The 22,375-nt window shown below is 54.7% G+C and carries 16 protein-coding genes; 8 read left to right on the plus strand and 8 right to left on the minus strand.

Annotation, left to right across the window (positions count from 1 at the left end; all coding sequences use genetic code 11):
• Positions 1 to 29: 29 nt before the first annotated feature.
• The 3 genes from RHJ31_RS00920 to RHJ31_RS00930 all read left to right on the plus strand — a co-directional run bounded on the left by RHJ31_RS00920 (position 30) and on the right by RHJ31_RS00930 (position 3,507).
• A complete protein-coding gene (locus RHJ31_RS00920) occupies positions 30 to 1,475 on the plus strand; it encodes a cytochrome ubiquinol oxidase subunit I (protein ID WP_315862968.1) in 1,446 nt (481 codons plus the stop codon).
• Positions 1,476 to 1,486: 11 nt separating this feature from the next.
• Positions 1,487 to 2,500 carry a cytochrome d ubiquinol oxidase subunit II gene (gene cydB, locus RHJ31_RS00925; RefSeq protein ID WP_206200665.1) on the plus strand — a complete coding sequence of 338 codons (1,014 nt, stop codon included), beginning with the start codon at positions 1,487 to 1,489 and terminating at the stop codon, positions 2,498 to 2,500.
• A 176-nt stretch (positions 2,501 to 2,676) separates the two neighbouring features.
• Complete coding sequence (locus RHJ31_RS00930) at positions 2,677 to 3,507, plus strand: Tab2/Atab2 family RNA-binding protein (protein WP_302677024.1); 831 nt, start codon at positions 2,677 to 2,679, stop codon at positions 3,505 to 3,507.
• Between the two features lies 1 nt (position 3,508).
• Here the strand turns inward: RHJ31_RS00930 and RHJ31_RS00935 are convergent, their stop codons facing one another.
• The 4 genes from RHJ31_RS00935 to RHJ31_RS00950 all read right to left on the minus strand — a co-directional run bounded on the left by RHJ31_RS00935 (position 3,509) and on the right by RHJ31_RS00950 (position 8,428).
• Entirely contained in the window at positions 3,509 to 4,999 is a 1,491-nt protein-coding gene (locus tag RHJ31_RS00935; RefSeq protein ID WP_302677025.1) for a hypothetical protein, read from the minus strand.
• Between the two features lie 9 nt (positions 5,000 to 5,008).
• Entirely contained in the window at positions 5,009 to 6,055 is a 1,047-nt protein-coding gene (locus RHJ31_RS00940; RefSeq protein ID WP_302677026.1) for a PstS family phosphate ABC transporter substrate-binding protein, read from the minus strand.
• A gap of 80 nt (positions 6,056 to 6,135) precedes the next feature.
• A complete protein-coding gene (locus RHJ31_RS00945; RefSeq protein ID WP_302677027.1) occupies positions 6,136 to 7,500 on the minus strand; it encodes a glycosyltransferase family 2 protein in 1,365 nt (454 codons plus the stop codon).
• Positions 7,421 to 8,428, minus strand: a complete 1,008-nt coding sequence (locus RHJ31_RS00950) for a radical SAM protein (protein ID WP_302677028.1) — start codon at positions 8,426 to 8,428, stop codon at positions 7,421 to 7,423. Before RHJ31_RS00950 ends, RHJ31_RS00945 begins: the two co-directional genes overlap by 80 nt.
• Before the next feature lie 293 nt (positions 8,429 to 8,721).
• On the opposite strand from RHJ31_RS00950, the gene RHJ31_RS00955 reads away from it, so the two are divergent.
• From RHJ31_RS00955 to RHJ31_RS00965, 3 genes are all read left to right on the plus strand, one after another.
• Entirely contained in the window at positions 8,722 to 8,997 is a 276-nt protein-coding gene (locus tag RHJ31_RS00955; RefSeq protein ID WP_310445828.1) for a Mo-dependent nitrogenase C-terminal domain-containing protein, read from the plus strand.
• A gap of 66 nt (positions 8,998 to 9,063) precedes the next feature.
• Complete coding sequence (gene secA / locus RHJ31_RS00960; protein ID WP_302677030.1) at positions 9,064 to 11,853, plus strand: preprotein translocase subunit SecA; 2,790 nt, start codon at positions 9,064 to 9,066, stop codon at positions 11,851 to 11,853.
• 102 nt (positions 11,854 to 11,955) lie between these two features.
• A complete protein-coding gene (locus RHJ31_RS00965) occupies positions 11,956 to 13,689 on the plus strand; it encodes a phosphodiester glycosidase family protein (RefSeq protein ID WP_302677031.1) in 1,734 nt (577 codons plus the stop codon).
• Here the strand turns inward: RHJ31_RS00965 and RHJ31_RS00970 are convergent.
• Together RHJ31_RS00970 and RHJ31_RS00975 are read right to left on the minus strand one after the other, a co-directional pair.
• Entirely contained in the window at positions 13,686 to 14,840 is a 1,155-nt protein-coding gene (locus RHJ31_RS00970; RefSeq protein WP_302677032.1) for a M23 family metallopeptidase, read from the minus strand. The genes RHJ31_RS00965 and RHJ31_RS00970 overlap by 4 nt on opposite strands.
• 45 nt (positions 14,841 to 14,885) lie before the next feature.
• Complete coding sequence (locus RHJ31_RS00975) at positions 14,886 to 16,211, minus strand: cobyrinate a,c-diamide synthase (RefSeq protein WP_302677033.1); 1,326 nt, start codon at positions 16,209 to 16,211, stop codon at positions 14,886 to 14,888.
• Between the two features lie 156 nt (positions 16,212 to 16,367).
• Between RHJ31_RS00975 and RHJ31_RS00980 the strand changes: the two genes are divergently transcribed.
• Both RHJ31_RS00980 and RHJ31_RS00985 read left to right on the plus strand, forming a co-directional pair.
• Positions 16,368 to 18,566, plus strand: coding sequence for a phosphoketolase (locus tag RHJ31_RS00980; RefSeq protein WP_206200674.1), 2,199 nt, complete (start codon positions 16,368 to 16,370; stop codon positions 18,564 to 18,566).
• A 6-nt stretch (positions 18,567 to 18,572) separates the two neighbouring features.
• A complete protein-coding gene (locus RHJ31_RS00985; protein WP_302677034.1) occupies positions 18,573 to 19,763 on the plus strand; it encodes a Coenzyme F420 hydrogenase/dehydrogenase, beta subunit C-terminal domain in 1,191 nt (396 codons plus the stop codon).
• A gap of 74 nt (positions 19,764 to 19,837) precedes the next feature.
• Here RHJ31_RS00985 and psbA (RHJ31_RS00990) read toward each other — a convergent pair whose 3' ends face one another.
• Positions 19,838 to 20,920, minus strand: a complete 1,083-nt coding sequence (psbA, locus tag RHJ31_RS00990) for a photosystem II q(b) protein (RefSeq protein WP_181494996.1) — start codon at positions 20,918 to 20,920, stop codon at positions 19,838 to 19,840.
• A 312-nt stretch (positions 20,921 to 21,232) separates the two neighbouring features.
• Positions 21,233 to 22,315 carry a photosystem II q(b) protein gene (psbA, locus tag RHJ31_RS00995; protein WP_149819936.1) on the minus strand — a complete coding sequence of 361 codons (1,083 nt, stop codon included), beginning with the start codon at positions 22,313 to 22,315 and terminating at the stop codon, positions 21,233 to 21,235.
• Positions 22,316 to 22,375: the final 60 nt, after the last annotated feature.

Here is a 22,375-nt window from a genome sequence, read left to right on the forward strand (position 1 = left end):
AGATCAACCCCTAGGGTGGTGTTATGACACTGGATAGCCTCGATACCATTGTTCTCTCCCGTTGGCAATTTGCCCTCACGGCCATTTTCCATATGCTCTGGCCGGTCTTGACGACGGGCATGAGTATTTACCTCGTGGTCATTGAGGGGCTATGGCTGAAAACCAAGAACCTGACCTACTATCACCATGCTCGCTTTTGGTCAAAGCTGTACATCCTCAACTTTGGTATTGGCGTGGCTTCGGGGTTGCCCATGGCCTTTCAATTTGGCCTCAACTGGGCACCCTTCTCGGAAGCAGTGGGGGATTTCTTCGGCACTGTCTTGGGGTTTGAGGGCACCATGGCCTTCATGCTGGAAGCCAGCTTCTTGGGCATTATGATTTTTGGCTGGCAACGGGTACCGCCAGTGATGCACTGGATTTCGACCATCTGTGTCGCCTTTGGTGCCAATCTCTCCACCTTCTGGATTCTCTCGGCCAACTCATGGCTCCAGACACCAGCGGGGGGCGTCTTTGTCGAGGGTAAGTTCCGCGTTCAAGACTACTTCCAAGCCATTGCCAACCCCTTTATGGTCAAGAGTTTTTTCCACATGTTCTTTGCCACCCTAGAAACCTCGCTGTTTGTTATTGGCGGCATTAGTGCTTGGTATCTACTGCAAAATCGCCTGCCCAATTTCTTCACCAAATCCCTGAAGGTGGTGTTGGTGATGGCCTTGGTGATTGCTCCCCTACAGGTGTTTGTTGGCCACCTCAGTGCTGAGCAGGTCTATCATTACCAACCCGCCAAATTAGCCGCCATGGAAGCCCTGTGGGAAACGATACCCGCAGGCACCCCTGCCGATTGGAGTGTGATTGCCTTACCCAATGAGGCCGCCCAAGCAAATACCTTGGAAGTGAAAATTCCTGGCCTGCTGAGCTACCTACTGGAGTTGAAACCGCAGTTAGACACACCGATCTTGGGCTTGAAGGAGTGGAACGCTAGCGATCGCCCCCATTTGATTGGCCTGATTTACTATTCTTTTCGCCTGATGGTGGCCATTGGTCTGTACCTCGCGGCTCTCGCGATCGTCACCGTTTTTGTCTGGTGGCGCACAGGCCTCGAGGGCGATCGCCTACGCAATTACCAGTGGCTCTGGTGGGGCTGGATCTTTGCAGGACCCTTGGGATACCTTGCCGTCGAAGCCGGTTGGATTGTCCGCTGTGTCGGGCGTCAACCGTGGATTGTCTATGGCCAGTTGCGGACGGCAGAAGCGGCCTCCAATTTACCGCCCCAAGTGGTGCTCTTTTCCCTTAGTGGCTTGGTTGCCCTGTACACCATTTTCTTCTTTGCTGCCCTCTTCTTTGGCAGTCGCATCATCCAAAAAGGCCCCAATGTTGCCTTGCCGGTGCCGGGGCTGCACAATGCTGAACAACTGGAAATCCGCATCAAACTAGCAGAGCACCAACCGGATCGCCGTCCCCTAGAAACTCAACAATAAGGGAGTACACCATGGAACCGAATCCCCTTGCACCCTTGGAGCACTTTTTGCCGCAGGTATGGTTTTTTATCCTAGGGTTGTTTCTCTTTCTCTACATTCTCCTAGATGGGTTTGACCTGGGCATTGGCATTCTTTCTCTCACCAGCAGTAACGAACGGCGCCGCAATATCCTCATGACCAGCCTTGGCAATGTTTGGGATGCCAATGAAACATGGCTGGTGCTGATGGGGGGGTCGCTGTTTGGTGCTTTTCCCTTGGCCTATGCCACCATCCTCAATGCCCTTTACCTACCCGCAGTGATTATGGTGGTGGGGCTAATTTTGCGGGCAGTGTCCTTTGAGTTTCGCGAGAATGCCAATAATAAACGGGTGTGGAACCTTGCCTTTGGCATTGGCAGTTTTTTGGCTGCCTTGGGGCAGGGCTTTGCGGTGGGCACTGTTTTTGAGGGCATCAAAGTAGATGCTGCGGGTCACTTTGCTGGAGGCATGTGGGATTGGTTGACGTGGCACTCGGTGTTAGTGGCACTGACGCTGATTCAGGGCTATGTGCTGATTGGGTCAACCTATCTGATTTACAAAACCACGGGTGAGTTGCAGCAAACCCACTACCGCACGGCCACGATTGCAGCTTGGACAACGTTTATCGGTGCTGTGTTGATTACCATTAGCGCCCCCATTTTCCATGAGCACCTGCGTGCCCAACTGTTTCAGCCACCGCTGTTCTACATTTTTGCCGCCATTCCCATTTTGGGTATCTTGCTGATTTTTCTATTGCTGCGTAGTTTACAAAAACGGGAAGAAGTCATGCCCTTAGTGTGGACGTTTTTACTGTTTCTCCTGTCATTTATTGGCTTGGGCTTTGTCATTTTTCCAAACATCATTCCCCCCAGCGTCACCATTTACGAAGCCGCTGCCTCTCCTAGCGCTCAAGTCTTTATGCTGATTTTCGTCGCTTTCTTAATTCCAATTATGCTGGCCTACAATCTCTACAATTACTTAGTGTTTCGTGGCAAAGTTGTGGCCTAGGTATTGAAAAAATTCAGGCCTAAAACACCCTAGCAGAGGAGGCAAAACAAGGCACAATAGCAACAGATAGCCTTTTTCTCTCGCTTGAGGACGCATCAGCAGAATTAGCGGCAAGCTTAGCGGCTTTCAATGGTTGTGAAAAGGCTGTTAACTTCCTTTGCTGCTCATTTCCGTCCATGTCCTGTTGGCAAGTTGACCTTTACCGTCGGCCGTTGCGTACCCCCAGTGGTCTTGATCTGTGGGAACTTGTGATTTGTGACCCTGAGGAAAATTTTTACTACACGGCTTTTTGCCCAGAACCCCTCGTGAGCAGTTCATGGCTGGCCACAGAGTTTAAAAGTTGCGGGCAGCCCCTGCCGCAGCGAGTGCAGGTTTTTCGTCCCCAGAGTTTAGGCCTCGTGGAAGTGGCTTGCCAAGAACTCAACCTTCCCCTCGAAGCCACCCGCCGCACTCCGGCTCTGAAGCACTACCTGTGCCAACGCACTCAGGAATACCAAAGCCTGAAAACCTACACCGGTGAAGCCTATGATCCATTGGCCATTGAGCAGCCGCCGCCATTGCCCCTGCCCGATGATATTTGGGGAGATTCTTGGCAGTTTGCAGCAATTACCCCCCCCGACTTGGCACAACTGATGCAATATCCACTGCGGATTCTGGCCTTTGAAATGGCAATGTTGCCAGAGGCTTTGGGCTTGGCTCCCGATACGCTGATTCCAGGCATTATTCTCTATGGCGGTCGCAAGTCCCTGAAGCTGGCGCGGTGGTTCCAAGAGCAGGTGCCCTATCGCTTAGAGTTTGTGCCGGGGCGACCCTGTGGGGTGGTGTTGCACAGTGGCTTGCGCGATCGCTGGGTCTTTTTGACGTTTGAAGATACTGACATTGCTCGGGCAGGGGAAGTGTTTCGCGATCGCCTGCGCTCCACTCAGGGTCTGCACTTTCTCCTCATTCAACCGACTCCCAATGACACCACCTACACGGCTCTCTGGCTGCTCCAACCTCTTGAATAGCCTAAGGTTTGAGCCGTCCCTGTTCTAAGCTTTCCTGCAGGGCACGGGTTTCATCCAAAACCGTTTCAATGCCTTCAATGTGGGTCTGGCGCACAAAATTAATTTTGATTTCCTCTAGCCACATCACCAACAGATCTTGAATCACCTTGCCCACCTGTTCCTCTTGGAGTTCGGCAGTCAGGGTTTGGCCAAATTTTTGCGCCAGTTGACTCGCCAGTAATGCGCCTTCGCGGGGTGGATTGCCTTGGTGTTTGCTCGCTTGCTCCAATAGCAGAAAGAGGCGATCGCTAATCTCCTTGGCAAGGGATTGGTGCCAGTGGCGCGGTAAGGCCTCAAGGGATGGAATTTCCAATAACCGCCGATAGGGGGGCGCTTGCCGTAGGACTTGATCGACACTGTAGGCCACTAAGCCTTCCACTTCTGGTCGCAGTTGGGGGATCACGCGGTAAATGACTACCTGCACAACTAAGGCTGCCAGTTCCCCCAGTTCATCAATGTCATTGAGCGTCTTGCTCCCTTGGCCGCCAGAGACACGCGGTAGCCAGCGACTCAATTGGCCGCGACGGATTGCTTTTTGCAGTTGGGTGAGGACTTGCAGGACAACCACTTCCGAAATATCGGTGGCGATCGCTGCCACAACCCCCTGCGACGCCTGCCGCTCAAGGGTATCAAGGCAGATAATCTCCGCTTGATCCAAGCGAATGGTCACTGGGATAATCCGCAGCCATGCCCACGTCGGTGCCAACCACCAAAAGGGAAAAAAGAGAAGCACATCATACCAGCGCCAAAACATGGCATCTCGCCAGTGATAAGCGCGATACTGGCGACTCAGCCAAAACGTCCGCCCCAAAAATTCAACAAAGAACAGGAGAGTGAAGGGAAGATCAATGGCATCAAAGCGGTCAATAAAATTTCCATCCTCACCGTAGCGGCGCCAATAGTTGGTAGCCATCAGGGGAATGATCTGCGCCTCAAACCAAGCAAGGCTGGTCTGCCAGTCCCGTTCATTGATGTACTCCGGACTCCAAAAGCGCTCAAAGGACTGTTTAGAGGAGGCATTGCGATCGCCAAAGACCCGCAACCGCATCAGGTTCTTGATTCGCTCAAGGGTGCCGGTTTTATTGGCAAGGGCAAAGGGGTCGGTGTCTACCATGGTTTTACTCTGCTCGCGCAACTGAGCTAGGAGTGCTTGCGTCGCCGCGGCATCCACCCCTTCAGTGGTAATCGTTTGCCGGAGTTGGTTGACCGTGTTGATGTACCGCTCCGTTGTCCGGTGGGGTTCGATTCCCTTAATGGGGTCATAAAGGGCAGTCATCGGCAAGGGCTGGGGCAGATAAATCACCCGCTGAATCAGGGGAATGCGGACCTTTCCCAAAAGCCAGAAGTCCCGTAGGGGAATATAGGTGAGATCAAAGAGCACCAACAGAAAATTGGTGCTGGCAATGGCCACCATGATCCGCTCATAGGTTCGATTCAATGGTTTATCAAACATCTGGCTCCTCTAGCGCAAGCGGACATAGCCGGCTTTTTCAATTGCGGCTTGACCCTGATCCGTTAATAACAGGTCTGCATAGGCACGACCGGCTTGGGCATCCGGGCTATTGTCATCCTTAGTAATGACAAACAGACGACGGGTGAGGGGGTAACTGCCCTCCTGAAAGGCGCGATAGTTCAGCGTATTCCGTCGCTGTGGACATTGAGACGGATCCACATAGGGCTCCTGATAGGGGGGAACATACTGATTGGGCTGCCGTCCCAAGGGCAAGGGTCGCACACTACACTGACCAACAATTTCCGGTGCCGAGGCATAGTAAATGCCGCCGGGGGTCGCCCCCACCCGCCGTAGGGCATCTGTGGTATCCCGCACCATCACCACCTTGGGACTGAATGGCTGGTTCCCCAAGACATCTTGGACGAAAAACTCTACCGTTCCGCCATCTTCCAGCCGCCGTGAAAAGGGAGTAATGGCTAGATTCGGACCGCCCACTTGGCTCCAGTTCGTGAGTTTTCCGGTATAAATATCAACCACTTGCTGTACCGTGAGGCCAGGAATCTGGAGGTTGGGATTGACAGCGATCGCGATGCCATCGATCGCCACCGGTAGTTCCAGCAATTTTATCCCTTGGCTCTGCGCCTGCTGCCGCTCCTGTGGATTGAGGGAGCGCGAGGACTGGGCAAAGGCAAGTTGATTATTGAGAACCATGCGAATGCCACTGCCTGAGCCTGGCGTGCCGGTGGGGGGATTGGTGTAGCGCAGGCGAAAATTCGGCCAAGCTAACTGAATCAGGGGATCGACATCGCGGCGAATCGGTGCCCACGTCGTACTGCCCCCGTATTGAAACGTACCACTGGGAACATTGCTGACATCGCTGAAATTCGCAGCCGCCATCTCTGGCGTACTCTGGGGTACCCCCAAGTTTTCAGTCACCTGTTCAAGGGGATTTTGATTGCCCAGTAACCGAACCACGAGCACCGCCCCCACCCCCAATAGACCACAGGTGAGGACAAGAGACACCAGCAAAGGCAGCAGGTTGCTATTGCGAGACATGGCAGAATCAGTCAAAACTCTGACCCTAGCCTAGCTCAAGGTTGTCCCCGCACGGATCTTTTTTTAGCCAATGTTTAGGTTTAGACGCCGTGGTGCACGGTTTTTACCCACTTGAGACGCTTCGCCCGTACGGCCATACGCAGCGTCGTCGTACTCACCACTGGTAACCAATGGAGCATATAGAGGGTTCCCCGCAAACTTTGCCAAAAGAGTTGCCAGATGCTCACCGATTGTGCCTGCGGAATGCCCCGCAACATCCCCACCATCGAAATCGTAAAGCTCAGTGTCGTCAGGGGTACTAGCATCGGGCTGCGGTGACGCAGTAGAGCCATCAGCAGGTCGGGAATTGTGGCCGTGGGAATGGCGTATTTGAGCAAAAACCAGCAGAGCACATCCCAACTTTTTTGCCAGCCAAGGCGATTGCGCAGCAGCGGTTGCCAGTAGTCCAAGTAGCTTTGATAGCCCCCTTCAGCCCAGCGGTTGCGTTGGTGCCACAGCGCCACGAGTGTGGTCACCCCCTCCTCCTGTACCGCTGGATTCATCAGCACGTCAATCTGCCAGCCATGGAGATGCAGCTTCAGACTGAGATCCAGATCGTCAGTAATGGTTTCTTCATTCCAGCCGCCACAGCGCTCTAGAGCTTGCCGCCGCACAAATTGGCCATTGCCCCGCAATTCCCCCATACCCCCGCAGGCGACCCGCTGCTGTTGATAGTAGGCATCGAGGATCATTTCTGCCGCTTGGCCTTGGGTCAGCAAATTGATGTCGGCATTACTAATTGCTTTGCGCACTTGCACCGCGCCAACGCTGGCCACCTGAAAGCGGTTGACCACCTCTTGCAATAAATCTTGAGGGACGGTGGCATCGGCATCAAAGACACCAATAATCTCCCCCCGCGTCAGGGGCAGGACTTGATTGAGGGCACCGGACTTACCCCCGCCCGCCCCCGGCAGCCGCCGCAGCACTTTGAGGTGAGGATATTGCTTTTGTAGTTCACTCAAAATATCGGGGGTGCGATCGCTACTGTTGTCATCAATAATCCACACCTCGTAGTGGGGATAATCCAAGCGGCAAAGGTTTTTGACGAGGCGACCAATCACCGCCTCTTCATTTTTCGCCGCTACCACCAAAGACACCATTGGCTGCACACTTTCTGTGGCCTCTAATGCAGGTAGCGTTTGTGGCTTGGCTCGCCAGTAGCGCAGTGTTTGCAAGCTCATTAGCAGCGTTAGGGCATAGATCAGCCAAATGCCACCCACAATCAGATGCAGGGCGATCGTGCTCCCCCAAATCAGAGAAAGCGCTAGGAAAGCCTTGCGACGGCGACCCTCAGAACGCGGTTGTAATGGAGGACTCTCTGGGGCATCAACCCACTCCGACAGGAGTTCGTCGAGGGGATCGGCTTCGTTGTAGAAACTGTTTTCGGGCCAGGAATTCTCCGGCATAGGTCACCTGATTGAGAAACCAGTACTTATCCACTCCCTTAAAGAAGCTGGGAATGAGATAACACCACACTGTGCAGCCTTCGCAGACGGAGAGTCGGCCTTGGGAGCGGCGATACTCCTCTACCACCTCGGAGGACTTGTACAGCTCGTACAGGCGACCATTGATGGGGACTCCCTTCTGCGCAAAGTGGTAGCACGGTAGCAGCAACTCATCGTTGGGGGAAATGGCAATGACTGCATCCACCGCCTTGCAACGGGGATTTTGGGTATGGTTTCCCCCCGCACGGATGAGGGCTAATGCTGCCTTATTGTAACCAACATTGTTATACTTCTTCGCATTTTGTTCAATGTGGTCGGCAATTTCAGGGGTGGGGTTCTTCTTGTCGTTGTAGTGTTCATGGGCGGTAAAAGCGGGATTCAACCAAACCCGTACCCCTAGACTTTGGGCAAATTCGGCCACCTCACCAATCCGTTCATAATTTTGGGCAGTGACGGTGTGATTCAGCACTGGATATTCACCAAGCTCAAGGGCAATTTTGACGGACTCCACCAACGTGTCAAAAATTTTCACGCCCCGCGACTGATCATGGGTGGCCGCATCAGGCCCATCGAGGGAGAAGTTCAAGAAATCCACCAAGCCCTGAATTTCCCTAGCACGGCGGGGGTAGAGAATCGTGTTGGTCGTCATACTGGTGATGAAACCCAGACGCTTGGCTTCACGGTAGATGGCTGGGGCATCAGCACGCAGCAGCGGTTCACCCCCCGTAAAGTCCACATATTTGACCCCCAAACGTTTCAAATCGCGGAGATTGGTTTGGATGGCACTAAAATCAGCTTCTTTGCCCGGTTCCAGTGCCCAAATGTCGCAAAAGTGGCAGCGGGCGTTACAGCGGTAGGTCAGGTAGTAGTTAGCAACCAGTGGACGCATTGAGTCTCTTCCTTAACGAATTCAAGCAAGGCCAAAATGAATAAAGCAGTCAATGAGTTTATGCAAGCAATTGAAAAATTTCTAGACAAAACTTCATCAGAGTTTGAGTTGCTGAACAGTTTAGCACTCTGCTGAGCTGAGGAATGGAGATCTATCCCTGAAGCGGCTGCAAGTTTAGCAATGCTTATTATTGATAAAGATTTTTTATATTAAAAGCGTGTTTCTATTTGCCTAGATTATTTTTTACCGTGAGGGTATGCGCAATTGTGAGGATAGCCCCATGAATCAACGCCTTGCCCAACGCACGTCTACTTCATTTAACGACCAAAATCCGTCAGTGGCTAATGACTTATCCGATCACAACGCCAGCGATCGCCCACCGCATTTGCCGCCTTATTCCAGCCCAATCTCCCTATGCCCGCACCCTCTCCCTCTTTGGTCGGCCAGTCATCACCATTCCCTCTCTGTGTAAACTCAATCCCTTTTATGAAGAAGTCGTGATGCTGCGGTTTCGTGCCCTCACCGACCTCAGCAATGTCTGCCAAGAGGACATCAGCCAATACGTCTAGGCAGCGAGGAACTTGCAATTGCTATACGATTAAAATGTATAGCTTTGTATCCATGGTGCCCGTCGCATGCTGAAAGCCCTATTTGGCGATCCCAATCAGCGCAAGGTTAAAAAGTATCAACCCCTTGTGGTCGAGATCAACCTGCTGGAGGAGCAAATTCAGCCCCTAAGCGATAGTGAGCTACAGGCAAAAACGGCTGAGTTTCGGCAGCGACTCGACAATGGCGAGACCCTCGATGATTTACTGCCCGAGGCCTTTGCCGTGGTGCGCGAAGCCTCACGACGGGTACTGGGGATGCGCCACTTTGATGTCCAGCTCATCGGTGGCATGATTCTCCACGATGGCCAGATTGCCGAAATGAAAACGGGGGAAGGGAAAACCCTCGTGGCCACGCTGCCAGCCTACCTGAATGCCCTGACGGGGAAAGGGGTGCACATTGTTACAGTCAACGACTATCTGGCACGGCGGGATGCGGAATGGATGGGGCAGGTGCATCGCTTTCTGGGTCTGACGGTCGGGCTGATTCAGCAGCACATGGCTCCCCAAGAGCGGCAGAAAAGCTATGCCTGCGATATCACCTATGCCACCAACAGCGAGATTGGCTTTGACTACCTGCGGGACAATATGGCTACGTCCATGGCTGAGGTGGTGCAGCGTCCCTTCAACTACTGCATCATTGACGAGGTGGATTCGGTACTGATTGACGAAGCCCGCACGCCCCTGATTATTTCAGGTCAAGTGGAGCGTCCCACCGAGAAGTACCTCAAGGCGGCTGAAGTTGCCCGCCTCCTGAAAAAGGACGAGCACTACGAGGTGGATGAAAAGGCTCGTAATGTCCTCATGACCGATGAGGGGTTTATCGAAGCTGAAAAACTATTGGGGGTGAGCGATCTCTATGACCCCCAAGACCCTTGGGCACACTATATCTTTAATGCCATCAAGGCCAAGGAACTCTTCCAGCGGGATGTGAACTACATCGTCCGCAATGGTGAAGTGGTGATTGTCGATGAATTCACGGGACGAGTCATGGTGGGTCGCCGCTGGAGTGATGGCCTGCATCAGGCGATTGAAGCCAAGGAAGGCCTAGAGATTCAAAATGAGTCCCAAACCCTCGCCACAATTACCTACCAAAATCTCTTTTTGCTCTATCCCAAGTTGGCGGGGATGACGGGGACAGCCAAGACCGAAGAGGCAGAATTTGAGAAAATTTACAAGCTGGAAGTGACGGTGGTGCCCACCAATCGCCCCAGTCAGCGGCGGGACTTTCCCGATGTGGTCTATAAAACGGAGCGGGGTAAATGGCTGGCCGTGGCCTCTGAATGTGCCGAGATTCACGCTACGGGTCGCCCAGTGCTCGTGGGTACCACCAGTGTTGAAAAGTCGGAGCTATTGTCCCAACTGCTGCGGGAGTTGGACATTCCCCATAACCTGCTGAATGCCAAACCTGAAAATGTGGAGCGAGAGTCGGAGATCATTGCCCAAGCCGGCCGCAAGGGCGCAGTGACGATCTCAACCAATATGGCAGGCCGCGGCACCGACATTATCTTGGGGGGGAATGCCGACTACATGGCACGCCTCAAGGTGCGGGAATACTTTATGCCTCGCATTGTCATGCCCCCCAGTGACGACCCGATGATGCTGTTGGGGCTGAAAATGGATCGTGGCGGTGGCCAAGGCTTTAGTCAGGCGGCGCAGAAAAACTGGAAAGCCTCACCGGGACTCTTCCCCTGCGAAATTAGTAAGGATGCGGAAAAGCTGCTGCGCCATGCGGTGGATGTGGCGGTCAAGACCTATGGTGAGCGCAGTCTGCCCGAGTTGCAGGCGGAGGATATGCTGGCGATCGCCTCGGAGAAAGCACCGACCCAAGACCCTGTGATTCAAGCCCTGCGGGATGCCTTTAACCGTATCCGCGAAGAATATGAGTTGGTCACCAAGAAAGAACATGAAGAAGTGGTCGCCCTCGGTGGTTTGCACGTGATTGGGACAGAACGCCATGAATCGCGGCGGATTGACAACCAGTTGCGGGGACGGGCAGGACGCCAAGGTGACCCCGGATCCACACGCTTTTTCCTGAGCTTGGAGGATAACCTACTGCGCATCTTTGGGGGCGATCGCGTCGCCAGTATCATGAATGCCCTGCGCGTTGACGAGGATATGCCCATTGAGTCGGGACTCCTTACCCGCAGCTTGGAAAATGCCCAGCGCAAGGTGGAAACCTACTACTATGACATCCGTAAGCAGGTCTTTGAATACGACGAGGTGATGAATAACCAGCGGCGTGCCATCTATGCTGAGCGGCGGCGGGTGCTGGAAGGGGAAGACCTCAAGGATCGGGTGCTGGAGTACGCCGAAAAAACCATGGACGACATCATTGCCGCCTATGTCAATCCCGATCTGCCGTCAGAGGAATGGGATTTAGAGGGCTTGGTGGCCAAGGTGCAGGAATTTGTCTATTTGCTGTCGGATCTGCGCCCTGAGCATCTTGCCCAACTGAGTGTACCGGAGATGCAGGCCTTTTTGCATGAGCAAGTGCGCACCGCCTACGAGCAAAAAGAAGCAGAAATTGAGCGCATTCAAACGGGTCTGATGCGACAAGCGGAGCGGTTCTTTATCCTGCAGCAGATTGATCTCCTTTGGCGGGAGCACCTACAACAGATGGATGCCCTGCGGGAGTCGGTCGGCCTACGGGGCTATGGTCAAGAGGATCCCTTGGTGGAGTACAAACGGGAGGGCTATGAATTGTTCTTGGACATGATGGTGATGATTCGCCGCAATGTCGTGTATTCTCTCTTCCAGTTCCAGCCCCAAGTGGCACCGCCCCCAGAGGAGGTGTCCTCGTCCTCAGATCAGGCCTAGCCGAGTTGCCCAAAATTGATCCTTGTTGCTCTGGAGCAATCTGTAGCGCTACGGGGTCAACTATACTGGCAGAGTTTCAGTGGGCAGGGTGTGGCGTTAAGCGTGTTGGCAAGATCGGCTTCTCGGGTTGTTGGCAGTGGGATTGCACTTGCGATCGCTAGCTCCAGCGCCAATATCGCATTACCTCAGGAAATTCAAGGCGATCGCCTGAACTTAAATGGCCGCGACTACCCCGTGGCTTGGCAGCAGTGGCGTGATAACCAAAATCAACTGCGCATAGGGATTAGCGATGGTGGCCTTGCCAATCGCTTGGGGGTGCTCCTTGGGGATACTACAGACCCGTTTCAGCAACCAGTGGCTTGGTTTCAGCCGCAATTTAGCCCCTTGGCGGTGCGCTTTAGCCCCAACGGCATGTATCGCTACTTGGACATTACACCGTGGATTGAGCAATATCAGTGGCAGGTGCAACCCCAAGGGAATACGCTCCAGATCAGTACCCCCCCGGCACGGATTCTCAGTTGGCGGCAGGGACGACAACCTTGGGGCGATCGCTGGGTCTTTGAATTAGACCGCCCCACCCCTTGGCAAGTGAATCGGCTCACCTTTAGCCGCACAGGTCTTACCCCTCGCGATCTTAGCCTGACGATTGAGGCGACGGGACAGTTGGCCACGATTCCCAATGTCAAAATTACCGCTACCCCCAATCGCACAGTACTGGAAACACAAATTCCTAGCACGGCTCGCCCAGTGGCCTCAATGCTGCTCAATCCACCGCGTCTGGTGATTGATTTTCGCAGGGATGCGCCCCCCCCGCGTACGATTCAATGGGCACCGGGGCTACGTTGGCAACAGCAAACCGTGACCCTCGGCAGTCGTCAGTTTCCTGTGGATCTGCTGATCATTAACCCTCAGCAGCCGGGGCTGCGTCTGCGTCCCCTCGGCATGACCCCCACAACCTTGGTGGGCTTAGCAACGGTGCCCGAACTGGCTCAACGCTGGCAAGCCGCCGCCGCCATTAATGCTGGATTCTTTAATCGCGATCGCCAAGCTCCCTTGGGGGCCATTCGCAGTGAGGGCAACTGGCTCTCAGGCCCGATTCTCAATCGCGGTGCCATTGGCTGGGACGATCGCGGCCAGATGGTTGTCGGTCGCCTGAGTTTGCAGCAGCGGGTGAGGACGCCGGCCGGTACGGTGCCCATTGTCACGTTCAATTCTGGCTATGTCCAAGCCGGTCTTGCCCTTTATACCCCCAGTTGGGGCGCGAGCTACCAAGGGAAAACGGGCAGTGAAGTGGTGATTACGGTGCGCAATCAGCAGGTGGTGGGGCAGCAACCGATCCATAACAATCAAGCGATTCCTATTCCCGCAGATGGCTTTCTACTGGTGGCGCGTAACTTTAATTCCGCCTTGGCCAACTTCCCACCGGGAGCTTCCGTGCAACTGGAAACCACGGCTGTGCCCGCTGTGTTTAATAGCCTTCCCAATATTGTTGGTGCAGGTCCCCTACTGGTGGATCAGGGGCGAGTGGTCTTGAATGCGGCACTGGAGCAATTTGGAGCAGGTTTAGATGCGCAGGCAGCCCCCCGCAGTGCCATGGGCAACCGCAGTGATGGCAGCATTGTCTGGGTCACCACCCACAACCGTATTGGGGGTATGGGGCCAACCCTCGCCGAATGGGCACAAATTGTGCGGCAGTTGGGCTTGATCAATGCCGTCAATCTGGATGGTGGCAGTTCCACGGCTCTCTACATTGGTGGGGTCTTGGTGGATCGCCATTCGGTGACAACAACGCGGGTCAATAATGCCATTGGGGTCTTTTGGCAGCCAACCCCCTAAAGATAGGCCAAGGGATCGCTGGGTTCGCCATTGACGCGCACTTCAAAGTGGAGGTGGGGGCCTGTTGAGAGTCCCGTCGAGCCAACTTCAGCAATGGGCTGCCCCTGTTGCACGAATTCACCTTCTCGTACGAGCAATCGCTGGGCATGGGCATAGAGGGTCGTCATGCCGCCGCCATGATCCAAAATCACGGTTTGGCCGTAGCCCCCTGACCAACCGGCAAAGATCACGGTGCCTGCTTCAGCAGCAAAGATGAGGGTGCCAAAATCTGCCCCAAAATCCACCCCAGCATGAAATCGCCGTGTGCCTAAAATTGGGTGAATCCGCCAACCAAAGGGACTGGTCAGCGGTGCTTGAATGGGGTAGGCAAGACGACCACTGCGGGGAAGGGGTGGGGCGCCCCTAGGGACATAACCGAGGCGTTGGTTAATGAGCTGCTGAATGGCGGCACTATCACGGGCGAGTTGGGCTTCAATGGAGGCAAGGGCTTGGCGATCGCTCCGTAGGCGAGCAATGAGTTGCCGTTGGTTTGCAGCTTCGCGCTCATAGATGGCCTGTTGCTGTTGCAGTTGTTGGCGTAGGGCTTGAATGAAGCGCTGTTGCACTTGAATTTGTCGCTCCTGCTGCTGAAGTCGCTGGCGATCGCGAACCAAGGCGGCCAAGTGCTGGCGATCGCGCTCATAGACCTGACGCAGACGCCCCTGCTGCTCAAACCAATCGTTAAGGGTTTCCGCCTCAAAGACCATTGCCCACTGCGGAATCTCGCGGTAGCGTTGGAGCCGCCGCAGGCGATCGCTAATCACGGCCACGCTGGCTTCGTAGCGCTGGCTGAGGGTTTGTTGCTGTTCCTTGAGGTCTTTGAGCAGTTTTTCCGCTGCTTGCAGGCGATCGCTGGCCGCCATTAATTGCTGCGTTGTTGTGTCCACATTGGTTTCCAAACTCTCAAGGCGATCGCTCGCCGCTGCCTCAAGGCGTTCGAGTTGTTGACGCTGCTGACCCACCGCCTGCTGGTGCTGCTGATGTTGTTGGATCACCCGCTGCCAATACGCCAAGTTTTGGGAGGGCGCCGTTGCCCAAGCCACTAAAGTGGCGCTGAGGGTCACAAGTACCCCAAGGCAAACGTAGAGGCTATAGCGGTATCGCATCGGCATTGAGCGCCCTCAAATACTGCAAACATTACGTTGCCGTGAGTGGCATTATCCAACCTTTGCTGCCTGCTGCAGAAAGCGAATCGCCCACTGTGGATGGCCGCCCCAATGGAGATGGAGATAACTGGCGTGGAGTTGAGAACTGCCCCAGCCCTCGGCTTGACCGTCCAATTGCCACAGCGGCGTTGGCGGCGGCACACTCAAACAGGAATAGTGAAATTCATGGCCTTGAACCGTCTCTCCTGCCCGCAGACACACCGTTGTTTGTAAAGCCGTGGCTTGGCGATAGCCGAGGGTGAGTTTTTTACCCATGCGGGCAACCGTCGGCAAGTATCCCACCAAAGGATAGTAGTGTCCCTCGCAGGTTTGGATGCCTTGGCTGAGGTACATGAGGCCACCACACTCGGCATAGAGAGCTAAGCCCCCTTCAATGGCCTGCCGCAGTGATTCAAGAAACGAGTGATTCGCCGCTAGCTCTGGGGCAAACACCTCTGGAAAGCCACCCCCCAAGATCAACCCCTGTAGACCGGTGGGCAAGGGGGCATCCCGCAGGGGTGAGACCGGAATTAACGTTGCCCCTAAAGCGTGGAGCAGATCAAGAGTGTCAGTGTAGTAAAACTGAAAGGCGGCATCTTGGGCAACGCCAAGGGTGACTGGGGTCAGGGGGGAAACGCTAAAAGGGGGGGCTGCGGGGGTGGGGGCTGGGGCAAGGAGTGGCGTGAGGCGCTCCCAGTCAAAACAGGTGTTTCCTAAATGGGCAAGGCGATCGCCGAGGTGATGAAATTCCCCTGATTCGTGGGGCGGCACTAAGCCGAGGTGGCGACTGGGGAGTGCCAAGGCCTGATCGCGATAGATGATGCCGAGAATGGGCACCCCAAGGGGGGCAAGGGCAGCTTCTAACATTTGCCGATGGCGATCGCTGGCCACCCGATTCAAGACCACGCCAGCAATCTGGAGGGAGGGATCATAGTGGCAAAAGCCATAGACCAAGGCCGCCACGGAAGCTGCCTGTTTTTGCACATCCAAAACCAGTAGGATGGGAGCCTGCAAGAGTTGGGCAATGTGTGCCGTACTGCCCTCATGGCTGCCCCCTCGGCCATCAAATAGCCCCATCACTCCCTCAATGAGCACTGCATCCATCCCCTGACTGTAATAGCCCACACAGGCGCGGACATAGTCAGCACTGGTCAAGACCACGTCAAGGTTACGGCAAGGCCGGCCACTGATAGCACTGTGAAACAGGGGATCAATGTAGTCAGGCCCCACCTTAAATGTTTGGACGCGCTGCCCCCGTGCCGTTAAGGCTGCATTCAAGGCCAAAGCAACCGTTGTTTTGCCGACACCACTGCGATCGCCCGCTATCACCAATGCCATCGTTAATCCCGTTCCCCAAGAAAAATCAATCTATGGCCACAATCCATCGCAATGCCTGCATTTCAGGGAGATTCCCTGCCCCAGCCGCCGTGAGAGCGCCCCCCACCCCTGTAAGATAGGAGACTAAGCGTGCAGTCAACAGTTGGGTCAGGGTCTATGACAGCGGTAACTTCGGTGCCCAGTTTCTGTGAAGGAATCCAGTATTTTGGCGACGATTGGCCAGACTGGGATCGCTATGGTCAAACACCGCTTCTGAATGCCCAACAGCCTGCCCTTACCGACTTAGACGCCACCGAGGCCGCTTATCAAACGCTGCTCTATGCCGATGCCCTCCGCTATCTGATCTTACAGATGACCGGCAGTAAAGCCTCAGGTCACCCCGGCGGGTTTGCCAGCCAAGCGGAAGCCTATGCCGCCCTAGTGATGTTGGGGCACAAGAATATCATCACGGAAGTGGGGCACCATGCCCCCGGCTTCTATGCCGCCATGTTCTTGGATCGCTCCCTCGAAAAGATGGGCATTTATACGGTTCAAGACCTGCGCGATCGCTTCCGCGAAAAACATGGCCTTCTGGGTCATCTCTCTGGCTATATTCCGGGGATTCTTGCCCCCGCCGGCCCCCTCGGACAGGGGCAGCATTTTGCCATGGCCGCTGCTTGGTTGCACCGCCAGACCCTCTTTCCCTTCACCTTAGGCGATGGCGGTCTGGGGGAACCCTACGTCATGAGCAGTATGGCCCACTTCCACACGGCTTTCCCAGAGGTGACCAACTTCCTGCCTGTCCTCGTGTGGAATGGCTTTAGCCAAGAGCACCACAGCATGGTCTCCCGCAAAACCAATCCCGAAATGATGGCCTACTGGCACGGCAATGGCTTCCAAGAGGTGGTGCTGGTGGATGCCAAGGACTTTGATGATAGCGACCAAGAGGGGGATTACGTTGATAGCACGCTCTTTTCCTTTGGTCAGCGATTGGCCTTCATGCAGGCGGTGCTCAAGGGGGTACAGGAGGCGGCGCGATCGGCTCTCTCCGGCAAGTTAACGGTCTTTATCCTCAAGCAACTGAAAGGCGCCGGCGTGCATGCCAAGGGGGCAAAATCCCATAACCTCTATGCCCAGCACACCCTCGACAACCCCGATATTGTCAATGCCCTGAAAGCCCGTGCCCTGTCTCCCGCTGCTTGGGAACTGGTGCGCCAAAACTGTGTTGCTGCGGCCGGTGGGCCTGCGGCAGAGGTGGTGGTCACTGAGCAGGTCTTAGATTTACCGCCCCTTGGGGAGATTTCCCTTGAGGCCTATGCCTTGGGGGAAAACAAAGTAGCCACAACGGCGATGGGGCGCATGGTGGCAGAAGTGGGACAGCGCGATCGCCGCTATCTGGTCACGAATGCCGATGGCAATGAGGCCTCTGGCATTGGCAACATCAACCAAGCCCTGAAGATCATTCACCCGACCACGGATCCCCTCTACAATCAAGTGCCCAATGGCCAAGTCTATGAACCCCTCAGCGAAGATGCCTGTGCCGGTCTAGCGGCAGGGCTTTGCTTGATGGGCAGCCGCAGTCTTTGGTGCTCCTATGAGTCCTTTGCCATTAATGGTCTCCCCATTTGGCAAACCGTCACCCAAGCCATGGCAGAGCTGCGCCGTCCGACACCAGCCACAGTAACCCTCTTTACCGCCGGTGCCCTTGAGCAGGGGCGCAATGGCTGGACGCACCAACGCCCAGAAATCGAAGCCTACTACGCTGCCCTATTGCGCAATGGCAATGTCTTTGTCCTCTTTCCGCCGGATGCCAACAGCATTCAAGTGTGCTACCGCTGGGCACTCACAGCACAAAACAAGGGGATTGCCATCTTTGCCAGTAAAACACCGCTGCCGGTGCGCACCACGTTTGCCCAAACCGAACAGGCCCTTGATGAGGGCGCGGTAACCCTCTACGAGTCTGCTAGTGGTCGTGCCACATTGGTGCTAGCGGTGCTAGGGGATATGATTTTGCAGCCCGTGTATAGTGCCCTACCCCAGTTGGAACAGCTCGGCTATCGGGTGCGCATTGTCTCGGTCATTAACCCCCGCCGCCTATATCGGCCTACGGATGTGGCTTGGCAAACCTGTGCCGAACCCGATGGTGGCTTTGCCGATGAGGCCACCTTCCAACGACTTTTTGGTGGTGATGCCCTTTTGGGAGTCACGGGCGGGCCTGCGGCACTGTTGGAGCCAATTCTTTTGCGTGCCACCTGTCCCCGCGATGTCTTGGCTTGGCAACGGGGAGAAACGACGGCTAGCCCCGCCGAACTCATGGCCTACAATGGCCTCACTCCCGAAGCGATTTGCGATCGCGCCCGTTCACTGCTGAAGTAAGTGCCCATGACTGCTGCCCATCAAAAAGCCCGTGCCCTCAAGCCCGGCAGCCCTCGCCCCGCCAAAGCCCTCTGTAGCGAGTGTGGTCTTTGCGACACCTACTATATCCACTACGTCAAAGAGGCCTGTGCCTTCCTCAATCAGCAGTTTGAGACTCTCGAGCAGCAAAGTCATGGCCGTGCCCGTGATCTTGACAATTGGGATGAGTGCTACTTTGGCGTTCACCAGCAGATGATGGCGGCTCGCAAAACCGAACCCATTGCGGGGGCGCAGTGGACGGGCATCGTCAGCAGTATTGCCATTGCCATGCTGGAGTCGGGGCGGGTTGAAGGGGTGGTCTGCGTTCAAAATAGCGAGAGCGATCGCTTTACCCCCAAGCCCGTGATTGCCCGCAGCCGTGAAGAGATTCTCGCTGCTCGCGTCAATAAACCGACCCTGTCTCCCAATCTATCGGTTCTCGAGCAGGTGGAACAATCTGGACTCAGGCGGCTGTTGGTGATTGGGGTTGGCTGTCAAATTCAGGCGCTGCGAGCCGTACAGGACAAACTGGGTCTTGAAAAGCTCTACGTCCTAGGCACTCCCTGCGTGGACAATGTCACCCGTGCCGGTCTGCAAAAATTCCTAGAAACCACCAGCCGATCGCCGGAAACCGTCATTTACTACGAGTTCATGCAAGACTTTCGGGTGCATTTCAAGCACAGCGACGGCTCCACGGAAACCGTGCCCTTCTTTGGCCTCAAGACCAATCAACTCAAGGATGTCTTTGCCCCCTCCTGCATGAGTTGCTTTGACTACGTGAATGGCCTTGCCGATCTGGTCGTGGGCTACATGGGCGCCCCCTTTGGTTGGCAGTGGCTGGTGGTGCGCAACGAGCTTGGCCAAGAAATGCTTGACCTCGTGCGCGATCAGTTAGACATTCAGCCTGTTACGAGTGCCGGCGATCGCCACGCTGCCGTGCAACAAAGCATTCCTGCCTACGATAAAGGCGTCACGCTCCCCATGTGGGCGGCGAAACTAGTCGGCCTAGTAATTGAGCGCATTGGTCCCAAAGGGCTTGAATATGCCCGCTTTTCCATTGACTCCCACTTCACCCGCAACTATCTCTATGTGCGGCGCAACTATCCCCAAAAACTGGCCGCTCACGTGCCCGCCTTTGCCAAAAAAATTGTTGATCAGTATCAACTCCCTGCTCAATAATCGCAACAAAAAAAGCCCCCCCTGTGGGGAGCGATATTTGGACTTATCACTAGAGCGGTTTAGGAGCGACCTGTTTAGGCTTCAATGCTTGGGGCAATCATCGCCACAGGAGCCGATTCACCGCTTGCCAAGTCGAGGGGGAAGTTGTGGGCATTGCGTTCGTGCATCACCTCAATACCAATGTTGGCGCGGTTGATGATGTCAGCCCAAGTATTGATGACATTCCCTTGCGCATCCACAACGGAGTGGTTGAAGTTGAAGCCATTGAGGTTAAAGGCCATCGTGCTAATGCCAAGGGCAGCAAACCAGATACCCACCACTGGCCAAGCCGCGAGGAAGAAGTGCAGCGAGCGGCTGTTGTTGAAACTGGCGTATTGGAAGATCAGGCGCCCAAAGTAACCGTGAGCCGCCACGATGTTGTAGGTTTCTTCCTCTTGACCAAACTTGTAGCCGTAGTTGGTGGATTCGGTTTCGGTGGTTTCACGGATCAGGCTGGAGGTTACCAGAGAACCGTGCATAGCGGCAAACAGGGCACCACCAAAGACACCCGCCACACCCAGCATGTGGAAGGGGTGCATGAGGATGTTGTGCTCAGCTTGGAACACAATCATGAAGTTGAACGTACCGGAAATGCCCAGCATCAGGCCATCGGAAAAGCTGCCTTGACCAATGGGGTAGATCAACAGCACAGCCGTTGCCGCTGCCACGGGAGCCGAGAAGGCCACGGGAATCCAAGGCCGCATCCCCAGACGGTAGCTGAGTTCCCATTCCCGACCCATGTAGCAGAAAATGCCGATCAGGAAGTGGAAAACAATCAGTTGATAAGGACCACCGTTGTAGAGCCACTCATCGAGGGAAGCAGCATCCCAGATCGGGTAGAGGTGTAGCCCAATGGCATTAGAGGAGGGCACCACTGCCGCTGTAATGATGTTGTTGCCATAGAGCAAGGAGCCAGAGACAGGCTCACGGATACCATCAATATCCACGGGGGGTGCCGCAATAAAGGCAATGACAAAGCAAATCGTTGCGGCAAGGAGCGTCGGGATCATGATCACCCCAAACCAGCCAATATAAAGGCGGTTTTCTGTGCTGGTAATCCAATCACAAAAACGCTCCCACAGATTCGCTGTCTGACGACGTTGCAGAACTGTAGTCATAGTCGTTATGAATCCATGAATAACAACAGAACTTAAGCAGCAGCAATGAACGCTGCAAGCTCCTATTTATTGATTATATGGTTATATTTCTGAGCGGCAAGGGGTTTGAGGTCAGCTTTTATAGAATCAAAAAACCTTTATCTATCCATTGACTTTTATCAATCTTTTAGATTGACGTTGAGCGGGTAGCAGCGTCTCTGAGACTTGGTTTTTTACCGTGTTGAGCGTGTTAATGCCTGTGGGCTATAACGCAATAAAAAACCGCCCCTAGTGCAGGAGCGGCTGTGTCAAAGTTCAGCAGATGAGCGTTACTTAGCCGTTGATGCTGGGAGCAATCATGGCCACAGGAGCAGACTCAGCGCTGGCCAAGTCGAGGGGGAAGTTGTGAGCATTACGCTCGTGCATCACTTCCATACCCAAGTTGGCACGGTTGATGATGTCTGCCCAAGTGTTGATCACGTTGCCCTTGGCATCAATGACCGAGTGGTTGAAGTTAAACCCGTTGAGGTTGAAGGCCATCGTGCTGATACCCAGAGCGGTGAACCAAACCCCGACCACCGGCCAAGCGGCGAGGAAGAAGTGCAGCGCACGGCTGTTGTTGAAGCTGGCGTATTGGAAGATCAAGCGACCAAAGTAACCGTGGGCAGCCACGATGTTGTAGGTTTCTTCCTCTTGACCGAATTTGTAGCCGTAGTTGGTGGATTCCGTTTCGGTGGTTTCACGGATCAGGCTGGAGGTCACCAGAGAACCGTGCATGGCGGAGAACAGTGCGCCACCAAAGACACCGGCCACACCCAATTGGTGGAAGGGGTGCATCAGGATGTTGTGCTCAGCTTGGAACACAATCATGAAGTTGAAGGTACCGGAGATACCGAGGGGCATCCCGTCAGAGAAGCTACCTTGACCAATGGGGTAGATCAAGAAGACCGCAAAGGCAGAGGCCAAGGGAGCGGAGTAGGCCACGCAAATCCAAGGCCGCATACCGAGGCGGTAGCTGAGTTCCCACTGGCGCCCCATGTAGCAGGAGGCACCCAACAGGAAGTGGAAGACAATCAACTGGTAGGGGCCACCGTTGTAGAGCCACTCATCGAGGGAAGCAGCTTCCCAAATGGGGTAGAAGTGCAAGCCAATGGCGTTGCTGGTGGGCACCACTGCACCAGTGATGATGTTGTTGCCATAGAGCAAGGAGCCAGAAACAGGCTCACGAATGCCATCGATGTCCACAGGGGGAGCAGCGATGAAAGCAATCACAAAGCAAATGGTTGCGGCCAGCAGGGTGGGGATCATGATCACACCGAACCAGCCCACATAGAGGCGGTTATCGGTGCTGGTCACCCAGTTACAAAACCGCTCCCACAAATTCGCGCTTTCGCGACGTTGGAGAGTTGTGGTCATAGTCGTGATAAGTCCAAATATATTTCCCGTTACAAACCCTTGAAAACAGTTATAAACTGC

Origin of the sequence: Thermosynechococcus sp. JY1331 (genome assembly GCF_031583475.1) — a bacterium.
In the GTDB taxonomy this organism is placed as follows: Bacteria; Cyanobacteriota; Cyanobacteriia; order Thermosynechococcales; family Thermosynechococcaceae; genus Thermosynechococcus.

What these genes read in the sequence shown, in the direction of transcription:
- cydB (WP_206200665.1), top strand. Translation starts at nt 1,487, where the DNA reads ATGGAACCGAATCCCCTTGCACCCTTGGAGCACTTTTTGCCGCAGGTA.
- RHJ31_RS00930 (WP_302677024.1), top strand. Translation starts at nt 2,677, where the DNA reads ATGTCCTGTTGGCAAGTTGACCTTTACCGTCGGCCGTTGCGTACCCCC.
- RHJ31_RS00935 (WP_302677025.1), bottom strand. Translation starts at nt 4,999, where the DNA reads ATGTTTGATAAACCATTGAATCGAACCTATGAGCGGATCATGGTGGCC.
- RHJ31_RS00940 (WP_302677026.1), bottom strand. Translation starts at nt 6,055, where the DNA reads ATGTCTCGCAATAGCAACCTGCTGCCTTTGCTGGTGTCTCTTGTCCTC.
- RHJ31_RS00945 (WP_302677027.1), bottom strand. Translation starts at nt 7,500, where the DNA reads ATGCCGGAGAATTCCTGGCCCGAAAACAGTTTCTACAACGAAGCCGAT.
- RHJ31_RS00950 (WP_302677028.1), bottom strand. Translation starts at nt 8,428, where the DNA reads ATGCGTCCACTGGTTGCTAACTACTACCTGACCTACCGCTGTAACGCC.
- secA (WP_302677030.1), top strand. Translation starts at nt 9,064, where the DNA reads ATGCTGAAAGCCCTATTTGGCGATCCCAATCAGCGCAAGGTTAAAAAG.
- RHJ31_RS00970 (WP_302677032.1), bottom strand. Translation starts at nt 14,840, where the DNA reads ATGCCGATGCGATACCGCTATAGCCTCTACGTTTGCCTTGGGGTACTT.
- RHJ31_RS00975 (WP_302677033.1), bottom strand. Translation starts at nt 16,211, where the DNA reads ATGGCATTGGTGATAGCGGGCGATCGCAGTGGTGTCGGCAAAACAACG.
- RHJ31_RS00980 (WP_206200674.1), top strand. Translation starts at nt 16,368, where the DNA reads ATGACAGCGGTAACTTCGGTGCCCAGTTTCTGTGAAGGAATCCAGTAT.
- RHJ31_RS00985 (WP_302677034.1), top strand. Translation starts at nt 18,573, where the DNA reads ATGACTGCTGCCCATCAAAAAGCCCGTGCCCTCAAGCCCGGCAGCCCT.
- psbA (WP_181494996.1), bottom strand. Translation starts at nt 20,920, where the DNA reads ATGACTACAGTTCTGCAACGTCGTCAGACAGCGAATCTGTGGGAGCGT.
- psbA (WP_149819936.1), bottom strand. Translation starts at nt 22,315, where the DNA reads ATGACCACAACTCTCCAACGTCGCGAAAGCGCGAATTTGTGGGAGCGG.